11 protein-coding genes are annotated in these 15935 nt (G+C 70.3%); 9 read left to right on the forward strand and 2 right to left on the reverse strand.

Features of this window, described 5'->3' with window-relative positions; genetic code table 11:
- Positions 1 to 308 precede the first annotated feature (308 nt).
- From QHF85_RS04700 to QHF85_RS04720, 5 genes are all read left to right on the forward strand, one after another.
- On the forward strand, positions 309 to 1214 hold the full coding sequence (locus QHF85_RS04700; protein WP_281325830.1) for a GGDEF domain-containing protein: 906 nt from the start codon (positions 309 to 311) through the stop codon (positions 1212 to 1214).
- Between the two features lie 79 nt (positions 1215 to 1293).
- Positions 1294 to 2643: an aspartate aminotransferase family protein gene (locus QHF85_RS04705; RefSeq protein WP_281325831.1), complete on the forward strand. Its 1350-nt coding sequence runs from the start codon at positions 1294 to 1296 to the stop codon at positions 2641 to 2643.
- Positions 2644 to 2703: 60 nt separating this feature from the next.
- Entirely contained in the window at positions 2704 to 3819 is a 1116-nt protein-coding gene (locus tag QHF85_RS04710) for an acyl-protein synthetase (RefSeq protein WP_281325832.1), read from the forward strand.
- On the forward strand, positions 3816 to 4901 hold the full coding sequence (locus QHF85_RS04715) for an acyl-CoA reductase (protein WP_281325833.1): 1086 nt from the start codon (positions 3816 to 3818) through the stop codon (positions 4899 to 4901). Before QHF85_RS04710 ends, QHF85_RS04715 begins: the two co-directional genes overlap by 4 nt.
- Before the next feature lie 57 nt (positions 4902 to 4958).
- Complete coding sequence (locus QHF85_RS04720; RefSeq protein WP_281325834.1) at positions 4959 to 6380, forward strand: GAF domain-containing protein; 1422 nt, start codon at positions 4959 to 4961, stop codon at positions 6378 to 6380.
- A gap of 98 nt (positions 6381 to 6478) precedes the next feature.
- On the opposite strand, the gene QHF85_RS04725 is transcribed toward QHF85_RS04720, so the two are convergent.
- The gene (locus QHF85_RS04725; protein ID WP_281325835.1) at positions 6479 to 6607 is read right to left on the reverse strand and encodes a hypothetical protein; all 129 of its coding nucleotides are present in this window, start codon (positions 6605 to 6607) and stop codon (positions 6479 to 6481) included.
- Positions 6608 to 6665: 58 nt separating this feature from the next.
- Here QHF85_RS04725 and QHF85_RS04730 point away from each other — a divergent pair, with 58 nt between their 5' ends.
- The gene (locus QHF85_RS04730; protein WP_281325836.1) at positions 6666 to 7031 is read left to right on the forward strand and encodes a (2Fe-2S)-binding protein; all 366 of its coding nucleotides are present in this window, start codon (positions 6666 to 6668) and stop codon (positions 7029 to 7031) included.
- On the opposite strand, the gene QHF85_RS04735 is transcribed toward QHF85_RS04730, so the two are convergent.
- Positions 6983 to 7867, reverse strand: coding sequence for a radical SAM protein (locus tag QHF85_RS04735; protein ID WP_281325837.1), 885 nt, complete (start codon positions 7865 to 7867; stop codon positions 6983 to 6985). The two genes, QHF85_RS04730 and QHF85_RS04735, sit on opposite strands and share 49 nt — an antisense overlap.
- A 122-nt stretch (positions 7868 to 7989) precedes the next feature.
- On the opposite strand from QHF85_RS04735, the gene QHF85_RS04740 reads away from it, so the two are divergent.
- The 3 genes from QHF85_RS04740 to QHF85_RS04750 are packed head-to-tail and all read left to right on the forward strand — an operon-like array spanning position 7990 to position 15840.
- Positions 7990 to 8496: a peptidylprolyl isomerase gene (locus QHF85_RS04740; RefSeq protein ID WP_281325838.1), complete on the forward strand. Its 507-nt coding sequence runs from the start codon at positions 7990 to 7992 to the stop codon at positions 8494 to 8496.
- Between the two features lie 52 nt (positions 8497 to 8548).
- Entirely contained in the window at positions 8549 to 11200 is a 2652-nt protein-coding gene (locus tag QHF85_RS04745) for a glucosidase (protein ID WP_281325839.1), read from the forward strand.
- Positions 11197 to 15840, forward strand: a complete 4644-nt coding sequence (locus tag QHF85_RS04750; RefSeq protein ID WP_281325840.1) for an AAA family ATPase — start codon at positions 11197 to 11199, stop codon at positions 15838 to 15840. The genes QHF85_RS04745 and QHF85_RS04750 overlap by 4 nt, the downstream gene beginning before the upstream one ends.
- Positions 15841 to 15935 lie beyond the last annotated feature (95 nt).

A 15935-nucleotide genomic window follows, 5' to 3' on the forward strand; every position in this document is an offset into this window, starting at 1 on the left:
GTGTTCCGGGCGCACGAGTCCGTCGCTGCTGTCCGGAGTCGGCGCCTTGCATTCGTACAATCGTCGCACAACAATGTCGCAAGCCTCGCCGTGGCGCCTGGGCAACCAGGCTCCCGAGCCGAGACGCGGCGAGGACGAAACCCAGTAATCGAATTCACCTTGACGCCTGCGCGGGGGGATGGATACGCTGAAGCTGGAAGATCGGCTGGATCCGGGTGATTGAGCTTGGAACGGGCATCTTCCGAGGGGCCCCGCTTCGATTGCTTCCCGACGTGACCGAAGTAGCAGGCAAACCGGGCTGAAACCGCGTGAACGACTTCGACGAAAAGACTCGCGTTACCACGGTGGTGCAGCCCCCGCCGGGTGGGGGTGAGGCGCCTCGGCTCGGGACCGACTGTCTCGTCGTCATTTACACGAAGGAGCCGACGCTGCTCGGCAAGCGCTTCGTGCTCGAGCACAACCCCACGCGGGTCGGTCGCGGCGCGGACAACCAGGTGGTCCTCGACGGCGACTCGGTGTCGCGGCGCCACGCGCAGTTCCGCCAGCAGGGTGGCTACTGGGTCGTCGTCGACGACGGCAGCACGAACGGCACGTACTGCAACGACGAGCAGATCTCGCGCGAGGTCGTCCTGAAGAACGGCGACCGCGTGAAGATTGGCCCGACGATCTTCAAGTTCCTCTCCGGCGCCGACGTCGAGGCGCAGTACCACGAAGAGATCTACCGGATGACCATCATCGATGGTCTCACGCAGATCTACAACAAGCGCTACCTCTACGAGGCCCTCGAGCGCGAGATCATCCGCGGCCGCAGGCACGATCGGGATCTGTCGATCCTGATGTTCGACATCGACCACTTCAAGCGCATCAACGACGTGCACGGCCACCTCGCGGGCGACTACGTGCTGAAGGAGGTCGCGCGCGTCGTGCAGTCGCGCATCCGCCGCGACGAGGTCTTCGCGCGGTACGGCGGCGAGGAGTTCTCGATCGTCCTGCCCGAGACGTCGCTCGAGGGCGCCATCGCGCTCGGCGAGACGCTGCGGCAGAAGGTCGCGGACAACGCGTTCGTTTTTCAAGCCGACAGCATCAAGGTGACGATCAGCCTCGGCGCCGCGCTCCTGCAGGAGAGTGATCGTTCGGCGCAGGACCTCATCAAGCGCGCCGACGAAAAGCTCTACATGGCGAAGAGGACCGGGCGAAACAGGCTGTGCTCGTAGCCCCGAGGTCCTTGGGCCGACCGGACGACGCTCGCGTCCACGCCTGCTCGCCACGCTCGTGCGTGCTAGGTGAAACGACATGCCCCTGAGCGAGTTTCCCGCCCCCGCAGAGGAACTGACGGGAGATCAACTCCCCGAGATCCGTGTGCCGCCTCCGGGCCCTGCGTCGCGTAGCCTCCTCGGCAGGCTCGAACGCGTCGAGTGCCCCGCGTTCGGGACGCGACGCAAGACACGCGAGGAGACGAGCGGCGCGGAGATGGCGCCGATCGTCCTCGCCTCGGGCAAGGGCGCGAACCTGTTCGACGTCGACGGCAACCGCTACGTCGATCTCGTGGCCGGCTTCGGATCCCTCCTGCTCGGGCACGGCGCGACGAGCGTGACGCGCGCGATCGAGGCGCAATCCGATCGGCTCATCCAGGCGCTCGGCGACGTGTACGCCGCCGACATCAAGGTCGCGTTGCTCGAGCGGCTCGCGTCGCTGCACCCGGGCGTGTCGCCGCGCGTGCTGCTCTGCCAGAGCGGCAGCGACGCCATCACGGCCGCGCTGAAGACGGTGACGCTCGCCACGGGCAAACCCGGCGTCGTCGCCTTCGAGGGCGCCTACCACGGCCTCGGTTACGGGCCGCTCGCCGTGCTCGGGCTGCGCGAGAGTTATCGCGAGCCGTTCAACCTCCAGCTCAACCCGCACGTCTCGTTCGCGCCGTACCCCGCGGCGGAGGCCGATCTCGATCGCTCGCTCGGCGCCGTGGAGAAGGCGCTCGCGGCGGGCAACGTCGGCGCGGTGCTGGTCGAGCCGATCCTCGGCCGCGGCGGCATCGTCGTGCCGCCCGAGAGGTTCTTGCGGGACCTCTGCGAGCTCGCGCATCGGCACGGCGCGCTCGTGATCGCCGACGAGATCTGGACGGGCCTCGGTCGTTCGGGCGCGATGGTGCGATCGACCTCGGTGGGCGCTGCGATCGACGTGCTCGTGTTCGGCAAGGGCCTCGGCGGAGGCTTGCCGATCGCGGCGTGCATCGCGGCCGACGAGATCATGCAGGCGTGGGCGCGCGAGGGCGAGGTCGTGCATACGTCCACGCACGCAGGAGCGCCGCTCGCGTGCGCGACGGCGATCGCCACGCTCGACTCGCTCCGGTTCCGGCAGCTCGTCAACAAGACGCGCGAGATCGGCGCGCGGACGAAGGAGTACCTCACGGCGGTGCTCGCGGACGCGCCGGGCGTCGTCGAGGTGCGCGGCGAGGGCTTGATGCTCGGCGTCGCGTTCGAGAGCGGCGCGCTCGCCTTGCAGACGATGCGGCGCATGCTCGAGGCCGGTTACGTGGTCATCACGGGCGGACAGAAGGGGGAGGTGATCACCTGGACCCCGCCGCTCACGATCGCCGAGGAGCAACTCACGGCGGCGGCGAACGCGATGAAGGCGTCGCTCGGCTGACGGTTCGACCGAAGGCCGCTCGCTTGGCGGCCTTGCCTCGCTCCTGCTAACAATCGCCGCGTGACGGTACGGCCTACGAGCGAAGCGCTGCATGAGCGCGTGCGGGCGTTCGCCTCTGGGAGCCTTCGCGGCGCGCCGCCCGAGCCCTTCGACGACCTCGCGCTCGCGCTCGCGCGTTTCCAGGCCGCGCACGTGCCTGCCCTCGGCCGCCTCGTCCGCGCGCGGGGCATCGATCTCGCGACCGCGCGTGACGCCTCCGTGATCCCCGCGCTCCCTTGCGACGTCTTCCGGCTCGCGCGCATCGCCGCGCATGCGCCCGACGAGGACACGCTCGTGTTCCGGACGAGCGGCACGTCGCAGGGCAAGGAGGCGCGCGGCGAGCATCCGTTCCGCACCACGGCGACGTACGAGCTCGTCGCGCTTCGCTGGGGCGAGCGGATGCTCTGGCCCGATCGTCAAGACCTTGGCGTTCTCGTGCTCGCGCCGTCGGTCGAGGAGGTCGCCGACTCGTCGCTCGGCTTCATGCTCGATCTCTTCGCCCACGAGCTCGGCGGCCCTGTGAGCTTCCACGTGCGCGGCGGCGTGCTCGACATCGAAGGCGCGGCGCGGGCCACGGCCGAAGCGCGCGCCGCGGGCAAGCCTGCGCTCGTGCTGGGCGCGTCGTTCGCGTTCGTGCATCTGCTCGACGGCGCCGGGGCCCGGGACCTCACGCTTCCGCCCGGCAGCCGCGTCATGCAGACCGGCGGCTTCAAGGGTCGCTCGCGCGAGGTCGAGCCGAACGAGCTCCGGCGCGCGATCGCCGCCCTGTTCGGCGTCCCCGAGGCCCACGTCGTGGGCGAGTACGGCATGACCGAGCTGTCGAGCCAGCTCTACGAAGGCACGCTCGCCGCCGCGCTCGGCGCGTTTTCCCCGTCGCGCCACGGCGTGTACGTGCCGCCGCCGTGGATGCGCGTGACGGCCGTCGATCCCGCGACGCTCGCGCCACGCGCGCCGGGCGAGACGGGCATCCTGCGGTTCGTCGACCTCGCGAACGTCGACTCGTCCGTGGCGATCCAGACGTCGGACCTCGGGCGCGTCACCGACGAAGGGATCGAGCTCTTCGGTCGCGCGCCGGGCGCCACGCCGCGAGGATGCTCGCTCGCGATCGACGAGGTCCTCTCGCGCGGTTCGTCATGAGCGCCGAGGCCGAGGCGAGGGCGCGTGTCCTCCGGGTGATCGCCGCGGGCAGGAGGATCCAGGACCCGAACGATCCGCTCGGCGCCGAGGCGCGGGCGCGTTTGCCCGCGGTCACCGGCCTCGATCCGAAGGGCGTCGAGCTCGCGCTCTCCGCGCATCTGGAGACGCATCCGACCGACGTCGAGCTCGACACGCTCCTCACGCGTACGGGCCGCGCTCCCCGCTGCCACGTCGTCCTCGCGGCGAACGTCTGCACCGCGCCGCTCCGCGCGCTCGCGCTCGCCGCGGCGACCTCGCCCGACGTCGTCGTCCGTCCCTCGCGCCGTGATCCCGTGGTCACCGACCTCCTCGTCCGCGCGCTCTCCGCCGACGAAGCGTTCGTCCGGACGCACCACGCCTCCCTCACGCGCGCCGCATCCATCACGCCCGCGCCGGGCGACGAGCTGCACGTGTACGGCTCGGACGCTTCGATCGAAGCCGTCACCCGTGGCCTCCCGGCGGGCATTTCCGTGCGGGGACATGGAACCGGCCTCGGGCTCGCGGTCGTCGGCGAAAACGCCGCGCTCGACGACGCCGCCGAGGCCCTCGCGTGGGACGTCGTCCCCTTCGATCAGCGCGGCTGTTTGTCCCCGCGCTTCGTGCTCGTCGAGGGCCGTGCATCTCGCGCGGAAGCGTTTGTCCAAGCGCTCGACGCCGCCCTCTCCCGCGCCGCCGCGCGTGTCCCTCGTGGCCCCCTCGATCCTGCGCTCGCCGCGGACATTGCGCTGTACGGCGCCACCATGGAAGCCGTCGGCCTCTTCCTCGCGCGCCCCTCGCATGCGGTCGGCTTCGATCCTTCTCCGCGAGCGCTCGTCTTGCCTCCGGCTGCGCGCGTCGTTCACGTCGTCGCGCTCGCGCCCTGCGACGTGCCCCGCCTCCTCGCTCCGTGGGCCCCGTTCGTCACGGCCGTGGGCTCGTCGAACGACGGTGCCCTCGTGCGCGCCGTCCTCGAACGCGCACCGTTTGCGCGCTGCTCGTCGATCGGTGAGATGCAGCGCCCGCCCCTCGATGGGCCTGTCGACTTACGCTCGTCCCGCGCTTGATCGGGACCTCCTGCGACCGCTTTCCAAGACCGTCCCTCCTGGTATGGTACGGCCCGAATGCCGTCGCGTCCCTCCGACGAAGTCCTCGCAAGCGAACCCGCCGTGATGCCGGTGGTCTCGACCTTGCCCCCGCCGCCCGAGTCGCAGAACCCGACGCGCCGCGAGGTCCGCCTCGACCGCGTCCTCGACTTCGTTTCGTTTGTGGCCAAACCGATGCCGCTCTCGGTCCTCCTCGACGAGGCCCCCAAGCGCATCAGCGCCATCGTCCAGGCCGAGATCGTCTCGCTCTACTTGCTCGAAGGCGACGGCAACGCGCTCGTCCTCCGCGGCAACGTCGGTTTTCCCGTGGGCGCGCGCGGCACCGTGCGCCTGTCCGTCGGCGAGGGCCTCACGGGCACGGCCGTCGCGACCCGGCGGCCCGTCGCCGTCGTGAAGGCGCCCGGGGATCAGCGCTGGCGCGCATTTCCGTTCATCGACGAGGACCGCTACCCCGTCTTCCTCGCCGTTCCGATCCTCGGCTTCGACCGCGTGCTCGGCGCGATCGTCGTGCAACGCTCGGGCGACAAGGCCTACCGCCCGAGCGACGTCCGGCTCCTCGTCGCGCTCACGGCGCCGATCGCCTCGGCGATCCGCCACGCCGAGGTCCTCCGAGAGCTGCGCGACAAGAAGCTCCGCCGCACGGGCGGCGGCACCCGCAAGGTCACGCTCCCCGGCGTCCCTTCGGTCCCGGGCCGCTCGCTCGGCGCGGTCGCGGCCCTGCGCCGCCCGGCCACCTCACCGCAACGCAAGGCCACGGGCGAGGATCCGAAGCTCCTCCGTGGGGCCTGGGGCGCGGCCGAGAAGGCGCTCTCGACGCTCGTCGCCCGCGCGCGCAAGCTCGGCCTCTCGCGCGAGGCTGCGTTCCTCTCCACGTACGAGCTCATGATCGGCGACCTGCGCCTCCGTCAGCGCGCGTTCGAGCTCGTCGCCGAGGGCCACGGCGTCGCGCAGGCGCTCGGCCTCGTCGCGCGCGAGGGTGTCCGCGCGGCGAACGGCATCGTCGGTGATCCTTTCCTGCAGGAGCGCGCGCGCGACATGGAAGACCTCTGCGACGCGCTCGTCATGCTCGCGACGCCCGACGCGCGCGCGGAGCTGCCGACGAAGGCGGTGCTCATCGGCGATCGGCTCACCGTGTTCGACCTCGTCGTCTCGGCGCGCACGCATCCCGTGGGCGTCGTGCTCAGCGAGCGCGCCTCGGATCCTCGCACGCCCGTGCTCTTGCGGCTGCTCGGCGTACCGTCGATCACGCAGGTCGAGGGCCTCTTCCAGTGGGCGTCCCCCGGCGACGTCGCGCTGCTCGACGCGGATCACGGCTTCCTCGTGATCAACCCGTCGCGCGCGGAGATGGCCACGCTCCGGGCCGAGCGAAAGAAGGGCAAGGCGCCGTCCGATGCGTCCGAGGCGACCGACGCCGAAGCGGACAGCGGCGAGATGGAATGAAGTTTTTCGGCGCGCGGCGTGAACACGCGCGCTCGGTGCATCCGAGAGGGCGTCCGTCCGGTGCCGTGCGCGCGGGGACGCACGGCACGGACGTGACTTCAGGAGGCCGGCTTCGGCGCGGGGGTCTGCTGCGCCTGGGCTTCGGCGGCCTTCTTCGCGCGCCAGCGGGCGAGCCTGCGCGTCTGGCGAACCTTCTCTTTGGCACGAACTTGCGGTTTCTGAGGCATGCCCCCCGTATAGCCGATCCCCCCGGGGGGGCGCTACCATCCCGCGAGAGGTTCGCGCATGAAAACCCTGGTTTGCCGCTGTGAGGACGTGACGCTCCACGAGCTCGAAGCGGCCTTCGAGCGTGGCTACCGCGACATCGAGTCGGTCAAGCGATACACCGGCTTCGGAACTGGCTGGTGCCAGGGCAAGTGGTGCCTCGCGCTCTGCGCGCGCCTCGTGCACGAGCGCGGCGGCGACGTCGACAAGCCCATCACCCCGCGACCGCCGTACCACCCCGTCTCGCTCTCCGTCCTCGCGGGCCTCGACGACCTCGATCTGCCCGGCGGCGGCACGCCCCACGGCGAGGACGCGGCCCCGAAGGCGGAGTCTCCGTCTCACGCCGGCACGCTGTTGACCTCGTCCCCGCCGAAGCGCTCCACGTAGTCGGGCCTGAGCCCCGGGCACGCATCGAAGAACCGGCAGCCCTCGCACCCCGCGGGCTTCACGCCGCCCGTGAGGCGCGAGTTTTTCAGATCGAACACCTCGTCCGGCGTCACGACCCGCACGAGGTCCGCGCCCGGGTGCCGCACGTGATCCTCGTACCCCGGCAAAAAGCAGCGCGGGATGTGCAGCGCGTGCACCTCGTAGCCTCCTTCTCGCGCCGCCTCGAACGCGTTGCGCGCCTTCGCGGCCACGTCCGTGAGCCGTGGGAGCTGGTGCACGTTCCCGCGATTGTTGTCCGTCAGCGACACGAGCCAGAGCCGGAACTGCCGGATCCCCTGCGCGAAGAGCCCTTCGACCCAGCCGCGCACGTCCCGGTACGTATCCTCCTTCAGGATCAGATCCGCGATCGGATCGAGCCTGCGCGCGACCAAGTTCTTGATCGCCTTCCGCCGCAGCTCCGCCGTCCCTTCGCGTTGCACCGTCTCCTCGTAGGCCGCGTCGGCCATCGCGTGCATCGACACGTGGAACTGATCGACGCCTGCGTCCACGAGCATCTCCAGGTACGGCGCGTGCGCGTACCTTAGGCCGTTCGACGCGACCTTCACGTGCTCGAACCCGCGCTTCTTCGCGTACCGCACGAGCGCGGGCAGATCGCTCCGGATCGTCGGCTCGCCTCCGGTGAACGCGACATCGCGGAAACCTCGTGTGGCGGCCCGATCGATCTCCCGGGCCACCTGCTCCGTGGACAGCGCGCGACGCCGCATCGCCTCGGTGATCGTGCAGTAGGTACACGCGAGGTTGCAGTCGTAGCCGAGGACCACGTCGAGCAGCGGCACGCCTCCATCGTACCAGACGAGCCCCCCTGAACCTTTCGACGCTCGGGGCTACGCTCGGACAAGCCGATCTACGCCCCGAACCCCCTTGCGCGCCCGCGGCCCCTGGTCCACGTTCCCGCCCCATGGCAGCCCCCGCTGGCCGAGTTTCCGTTCTCCTCGCGCTCGCGTTCGTCTGTCCCGCGTGCACCACGCTCGCCACGGGGCCGGACTGGACGGGGGGCGGGCTCGAAACGATCGGCCCTGCGCGGGCGGCCGAGCGCGAGGCCGTCGAGGAGCGCGAGCGGCAGCGGATCTCGCGCCTGCCGACCCGCATCGGCGCCCGGCACATCCTCGTCATGCACCAGCGCTCGCAGCAGCGCCCGGAGAACGTCTCCCGCACCCGCGAAGAGGCGAGGCAGAAGGCGCTGGAGTGCCTGCGTGCGCTCCGCTCGGGCGCGGCGTGGGAGTCGGTCGTCACCGAGTGCTCCGACGAGCCTGGAGCGGCCGAACGCGGCGGGGATCTCGGCCAGTTCGAGCGCGGCGCGATGGTCAAGGCCTTTTCGGACGCCGCCTTCGAGCTCCAGATCAACGAGATCAGCGAGGTTGTCGAGACCGCTTACGGTTTTCACATCATCCAGCGCACCGAGTGAACGGTCGCCCTCGGGCGCTTGGGGGTGCTTCGAACCCTGATATGTTCGAGGCATGCAGGCGTGGAGGACCGAGGAGCACCATCGACTGGCTCAGGCACGCGAGCGCGTCCTCCGCTGGAAGGACTGGGGCCCCTACGTCGCGGAGCGCGCCTGGGGCACGGTCCGCGAGGACTACAGCGCGAGCGGCGACGCCTGGGGATACTTTCCGCACGACCACGCGCGGAGCCGCGCGTATCGCTGGAACGAGGACGGCCTCGCGGGGATCTGTGATCGCGCGCAGATCCTCTGCCTCGCGCTCGCCCTGTGGAACGGCCGGGATCCCATTCTGAAAGAGCGCCTCTTCGGCGTCACCGGCCCCGAGGGCAACCACGGCGAGGACGTCAAGGAGGTCCACCATTACGAGGACGCGACCCCGACGTCGAGCTACCTCCGCTTCCTCTACAAATATCCCCAGCGCCGTTATCCCTACGAGGAGCTCGTCGCGGGCAATCGAATGCGCGGTGGCGACGAACCCGAGCTCGAGACCTGGGACCTCGGCCTCTACGACGAGGGTCGCTACTTCGACGTCACGGTCGAATACGCGAAGCGCGCGCCGAATGACATCTTGATAGTCGTCACCGTCGAGAACCGCGGCCCCGAGGCCGCCCCGATTCACGTCCTGCCGCACCTCTGGTTCCGCAACACCTGGTCGTGGGACGAGATCGTCATCGCGCCGCCCGAGATCCACGAAGGCGAGCGCGGCGCGGGGTTTTCCTCCCTCCGCGCGAGCCACCACGATCTCGGTGCATTTCATCTTTACATCGAGGGCGACGACACGACGCTCCTCTTCACGAACAACGAGACCAACACCGAGCGCCTTTTCGGCTCGCCGCCGCGCACGCCCTACGTCAAGGATGCCTTCCACGCGCGCGTCGTCCACGGCGACGAATCCAGGACAAACCCTGCGCGGCGCGGCTCCAAGGCGGCGGCCTGGCGCGTGTTCGACGTTCCCGCCGGGGGACGCGTCGTCCTCCGCGCGCGGCTCTGCCCCGAGCCCGAGCGAGCCCCGTTCGAGGGCGCGGACGAGCTCCTCGCGAAACGCAAGGCCGAGGCCGACGCGTTTTACCTCGCACTTCAAGGCCCCCACATGTCGGACGAGCGCCGCGCGATCCAGCGCCAGGCCTCCGCGGGCCTGCTCTGGTCCATGCAGTTTTACCATTACGACGTCGACGTCTGGTTCCGCGGCGACGCGATCGCCCCGCCGGCCGAGCGGCTCCGCGGCCGGAACAAGGATTTCCGGCACCTCGCGGTCGCCGACGTCATCTCCATGCCCGACAAGTGGGAATACCCCTGGTTCGCGGCCTGGGACCTCGCCTTCCATGCCCTCGCGCTCGCGCCGATCGACATGGACCTCGCGAAGAACCAGCTCAAGCTGATGGTCAAGGAGTGGTACCAGCACCCGAACGGCCAGATCCCCGCTTACGAATGGGAGTTCGGCGACCTCAATCCCCCGATCCTCGCCTGGGCGGCCTACCAGCTCTACAAGATCGAGCGCAAGCAGCGCGGCAAAGGCGACCGCCTCTTCCTCGAACGCATGTTCCACAAGCTGCTCATCAACTTCGCCTGGTGGGTGAACAAGCGCGACCCGGAGGGGAACAACGTTTTCGAGGGCGGCTTCCTCGGCCTCGACAACATCTCCGTCATCGACCGCAGCGAGCCGCCGCCGCCCGGCGTGAAGCTCGAACAGGCCGACGCCACCGCGTGGATGGCGATGTATTGCATCGACCTCATGCGGATCGCGCTCGAGCTCGCCATGGAAAACTCCGCGTACGAGGACGCGGCGAGCAAGTTCTTCGAGCATTTCCTGCGCATCGCCTACACCTTCCACCACGCCGAGCCCCCCGAGATCCCGCTATGGGACGACCCCGAAGGGTTTTACTTCGACATCCTCACGGTCCGTGGACAGCCGCACCACCTGCCCGTGCGCTCCATGGTCGGCCTCATTCCCCTCTTCGCCGTCCACGTCATCGGCCCCGAGGTCCATCACAAGCTCGACAACTTCCGCCGCCGGATGGAATGGTTCCTCGGGAAAAACCCTCACCTCGCCGAGGCCCTCGTCAAGCGCCCCGATGGCCGGTACGTCCTCACGGCCGTCCCGCCTGGCAAGCTCGAACGCGTGCTCGGCCACCTCTTCGACGAGGACGAGTTCCTCTCGCCGTTCGGCCCCCGCTCCCTCTCGAAGGAGCACAAGAAGCGACCCGTCGTCGTTTGGCAGGGCGAACGCCGATTGGAGGTCGGCTACGAGCCGGGAGAATCGAAGAGCCGCATGAAGGGCGGGAACTCGAACTGGCGCGGCCCCGTCTGGATGCCGACCGGATACATGATCTATCGCTCCCTCCTCCGCCTCGAACACGGCTTCGGCGACGTCCTGTGCGTCCCCGCCACGCGCACGCACGGGCCCCGCACGCTCCGCGAGGCCGCCGATGAAATCGCCTCCCGCCTCGTCGCGCTCTTCGAGCGCGGCCCGGATGGCAAGAGGCCCGTCTACGGCGACACCGACATCTTCCAGAACGACCCTCATTTTCGGGAGAACCTTCTCTTTTACGAATACTTCCACGGCGACACCGGCGAGGGGCTCGGGGCCTCGCACCAGACGGGCTGGACGGGCCTCGTCGGGGATCTCGTTCTGCGACTCGAACGGCATCGGAGGAGCAATTCGGCATGAGCCGCCTGGGCAAAGGAGACGAGCGCGGGCAAAGCACTCTCGCCGCCCTCCTCGCGTCTGGAATGCAACCCCCCGAGGCGGCCGCGCGCCTCACGCTCGCGCTCGCCCTCGCGCTCGACGAGCTCCACCGCGCGGGCCGCGTCCACGGCGATCTCTCGCCCGTGACGATCCTCGTCGAGCCCGCGTCGGGCGACGCCTTCCTCGCCGACGCCGGCCCGCGCAGCGGGGCTGACGCGCGTGGTCCTTCCCGCGAGGCCTCGCTCGCGTATGCGGCCCCGGAGCGCACGCGACGCTCGAGCCGCGGCTTCGACGGGCGCGCGGATCTGTATTCGCTCGGCGCCGTCCTTCATGAATTGCTCACGGGCGCGCCGCCGTTCGCCGCCGCCGATCCCCTGGCGCTCGCCCACGCGCACCTCGCGCGCGCGCCCGTGCCCGCGCACGAGCGCGACGCGGCCGTCCCGCGCGTGCTCTCCGATATCGCGCAAAAGCTCCTCGCCAAGGCGCCCGCGGATCGATACCAGACGGGCCGCGCGCTCGCGCTCGACCTCGAACGATTCTTGCGGGAAGGGCCCGCGGCCGCGCCTTTCCCCCTCGGCACCGGCGACGGCCCCGACGATCGGCGAATCTGGGACAGGACGTTCGGCCGCGAGGCCGAGGCCCGCGCGATGGCCGATTCCGCGCGGCGGGCCATGTCCGGCCCGCCCGAGCTCGTGCTCGTCGTGGGCCCGGCCGGCGCTGGCAAATCGACGCTCGTCGCCGAGGGGCGCGAGCGCATCCTCCAGCAGGGCGGCCTGTTTGTCGCGACGAAACCCAAGGAAGGCGCGGCGCCCCGCGCGGCCCTCGGCGAGGTCGTCACGGCCCTCGCGCGCCGCGCCCTCACCGAGCCGGAAGATCGCCTTCATGCAATTCGCGCGCGCCTCCTCGACGCCCTCGACGGCCAGGGCGCCTTGCTCGAAGGCCTCGCGCCCGACGTCGCCCTCGTTCTCGGACCATCGCCCTCTCTCCCCGATCTCGGGGCCGCCGAAGCGCGCCGCCGCGTGGGGCGCGCCGTGGGCGTCTTCCTTCGTGTCTTCTGCGAGCATTGGCCCCTCGTCGCCGTCTTTTTCGACGACCTCGATTGCGCCGATCCCGACACGCTCTCCATTCTCGCCGACGTCCTCGCCGACGAGGGCCTTTCGCGCCTGCTCGTCCTCGGCGCGGCCCATGAGGAGGACACGGCGCCCGCGCGGCCGCTCGGCGTTTTCCTCGCATCCGTTGCCGCGCGCGGCGTCGCCCTTCAAAAGATCGTCCTCGGCCCGCTCGAAGCCGAGGACGTCGGGCGCATCATCGCGGACGTCCTCTCCGTGCCCGAGCACGAGGTCGCCGCGCTCGCGCGCCTCCTGCACCGCAAATCGCGCGGCAATCCTTTCCTCGTCCTGCATGTGCTCGACGCCCTTTTCTCCGAGGGTCTCGTCGATCGCGATCCCGTGACGAACGCCGTTCGCTGGGACGAACGGCGTATCCTCGAAGTGCCCATTCCGGACGACACCGCCCGTTTCGTGGCCGAGCGGCTTGGCAAGCTCTCGCCGCTCGCGCGCCGCGTCCTCGCCGCCGCGGCCGCGCTGGGACATGGATTCGAGCAGGACAAACTCCAGGCGATCCTCGGCATGCCCGAGGCCGACCTCTCCGCGGCGCTCGTCGAGGCGATCGAGCTCGGGATGATCGTCCCGGGGACCGGCACCTACCATTTCGTGCACGAGAAGGTGCGCGAGGCGGCTCGAGCGCTGCTCGACGGCGATGAGCGGGCGCGCGTGCACCTCGCCCTGGGTCGCTCGATGCGCGCCGAATCCGGCGCCGACAGCGATCGGCGCTTCGAGATCGCCCACCACTATCGCGAGGGCGCGTCGCTGCTCGACGATGAGGCGGAGCGCCTCTTCGTCGCGCGCCTGCTCTTCGAGGCGGGCCACAAGGCGCAATCGCAGGCCGCATTCCGTGTCGCCGTCGATTTCTACGACGCCTCCGCCGCCCTCCTCTCGGCCTCCGCGCTCGCGGAAGACCCCGCGTTCGCCCTCGGGCTCTGGTCTTCGCGCGCCGAATGCGCGTACATCGAGGGCCACGCCGAGCGCGCCGAGGCGCTCTTTTCGGAGGCGCTCTCGCACGCGCGGACGCCGCTCGAACGGGCGCGCGTGCACGGGCAGCGCCTCGCCCTCCAGGTCTCGCGCGGCCGGTACATGGACGCCATCGCCGCCGGGCGCGAGGGTTTGTCCGAGCTCGGCGCCCTTTTGCCCGAGCGAGGGGCCGAGGCCGCTTCGCTCCCCGCGGCGCTCGCCGAAATCGCGCGCCTCGTCGGCGGCCGCTCGCCCGAAAACCTCGCCCGCGCCCCGCGCATCGAGGATCCGCACGTCGTCGCGCAGCTCGATCTGCTCACGGCGCTCGTCCCGCCCACGTACATCGCCGATCAGGCGCTTTATCTCGTGGTCATCGTGCGCCTCGTCGCCGCCTGCGTCGAGCACGGTCACGCGGATGTCGCGGCGTATGCGTACGCCAGCTATGCCCTCATGCTGGCGATGATCCTCGGCGATGTGGCGATGTCGCGAGCGTTCTTCGACGTCGCCGTGCTGCTCGAAGATCGCATCGACAACGCGGCGCTCCGCGGCCGGACGTCCTGGACCATCGGCGCGTGCTCCACGCCGTTCGAGCCCGTCCGGCGCGCGCTCCCGTTCGTCGATCGCGCGCTCGCCCACAGCCTCGAAATGGGCGACGTCCCGTACATCTCTTATTCGCTCTACCTCGGCGTCGCCCTGCGGTACTGGGCGGGTGATTCGCTCACCTCGGTGCGCGAGGCGTGGAGCAAAGCCACGGGGATCCTGCCGGACGTGCGGGATCCGCTCGCGACGTTCACGCTTACCGCGTTCGGCCGGATGCTCGACGCCCTCGATGGGCGCACGCGCGCGCCGGCCTCGTTCGACGGCGACGATTTCGACGACGCGAGGTTCGTCGCGAAGATCGAGCCGAATTTCGGATATGCGGCGTGCATGCATCACGCCCTGCGGACGCAGCTCTGCCTGCTCCACGGCGACCTCGACGGCGCGCTCGAATGGGCCGAGCGCACCGAGGGGCACATGGCCGCGGGCATGTGGCTCTACCTGGAGGCCTTCTCCACCTTCATCGTCGCCCTCGCATTTGCGGCGCGCCTCTCCGGCGCGGACGAGGCCGAGGGCGCGCGCCTCCGGGCGCGCCTCGCGCCGTATCACGCGAAGCTCGGCACCTGGGTCGAACTTTTTCCGGACAACTATCTCCCGTTCCATCGCCTCGTCTCCGCCGAGGTGAAGGTAGCGGAGGGGCGTCACGGCGAGGCCCGCGAGCTTTACGACGAGGCGATCGAATCGGCCCGGACAAACGGGCTCCTTCATCACGAGGCGCTCGCCTGCGAACGCGCGGCCCATTATTATTCCGGTCGCGGAAGGCCCGGGCTCGCGCGGCCCTACCTCGAAGCGGCGATGCGCGCGTATGCGCGCTGGGGCGCGACGACGAAGGTCTCCGACCTCGAAACGCGGCACCCCGAGGTCTTCGGCGGAAAAACGTCCGAGGAGGCAAGGCGCAGCCCCGTGGACAAACCGGCGCGCCCCACCGAGCGGCCGTCGCGCGGCGGCAGGTCGCTCGACGCGATTGCCATCGTGCGGGCGGCGCAGGCCATTGCCGGCGAAACCGTCCTCGATCGCCTGCTCGAGCGCCTCCTCCGCACGGTGCTCGAGGTCGCGGGCGCCGACCGCGCCGCGCTCGTCCTTTCGCGGGACCGGGAGCTCTTCGTCGGCGCCAGCTTGACGGTCGACGGCGCCGAGGTCGGCTCCATGCGCCCGCTCGCCGAGGCCCCCGGCATTGCGTCGAGCGTCGTGCAATACGTCGCGCGCACGCGCGCGCCCGTCGTCGTGGGTCGGGGCGCGTCGGGCACGCCGTTCGAGGCCGATCCGCACCTCGGCGTCGCTGCACCCCGCTCCTTCCTCGGATTGCCGCTCGTCCACCGCGACGCGCTCTCGGGCATCCTCTATCTCGAAAACCGCCTCGTCGAGGACGCATTCTCGGAGGACCGCGTCGAGCTGCTCTCGCTGCTCTCGTCGCAGGCGGCGATCGCCCTCGAAAATGCGCTCCTCCTCGCCGACGTCCGGCGCCGGACCGACGAGCTCGCGCGGGCGAACGACGGCCTGCAGGCCGAGCTTTTGCGCCGTGCCAAGGCCGAGGCGGAGCGCGCGAGCTTCGAGCAGGCGATGATCGAAATGCAGCGCGCGCGCCTCGCCGAGCTCTCCGCGCCGCTCGTGCCGATCACCGACAATGTCATGGTGATCCCGCTCGTCGGCACCGTGGACGCCGCGCGGGCCGAGGATCTCCAGCGCGTGGCGCTGGAAGGCGCGAGCAAGCGGGCCCTGCGCGCGCTCATCGTCGACATCACGGGCGTGCGCGTCGTCGACAGCCACGTCGCGAGCCGCCTGCTCGACACGGTCCGCGCGGTCGAATTGCTCGGCGCCGAGGTCGTGATCACGGGTATCCGGGGCGACGTCGCGCAGGCGCTCGTGAAGCTCGACATCGACTTCGGCGCGAAGGTCCCCACGCGAAGCACGCTCCAGGCGGGGATCGCGTATGCCCTCTCCCGCTCGCGGCGGTAGAATCGCAATCGAACAAAGACCCCTTACCGGCGAAAGCCGATCCGTCCCCCGCGCTCGTGCGTCGCCCCGTGCTCCACGCATGACGAGCGACCTTC

Source organism: Polyangium sp. 6x1, assembly GCF_029946515.1.
GTDB lineage: Bacteria > Myxococcota_A > Polyangia > Polyangiales > Polyangiaceae > Polyangium.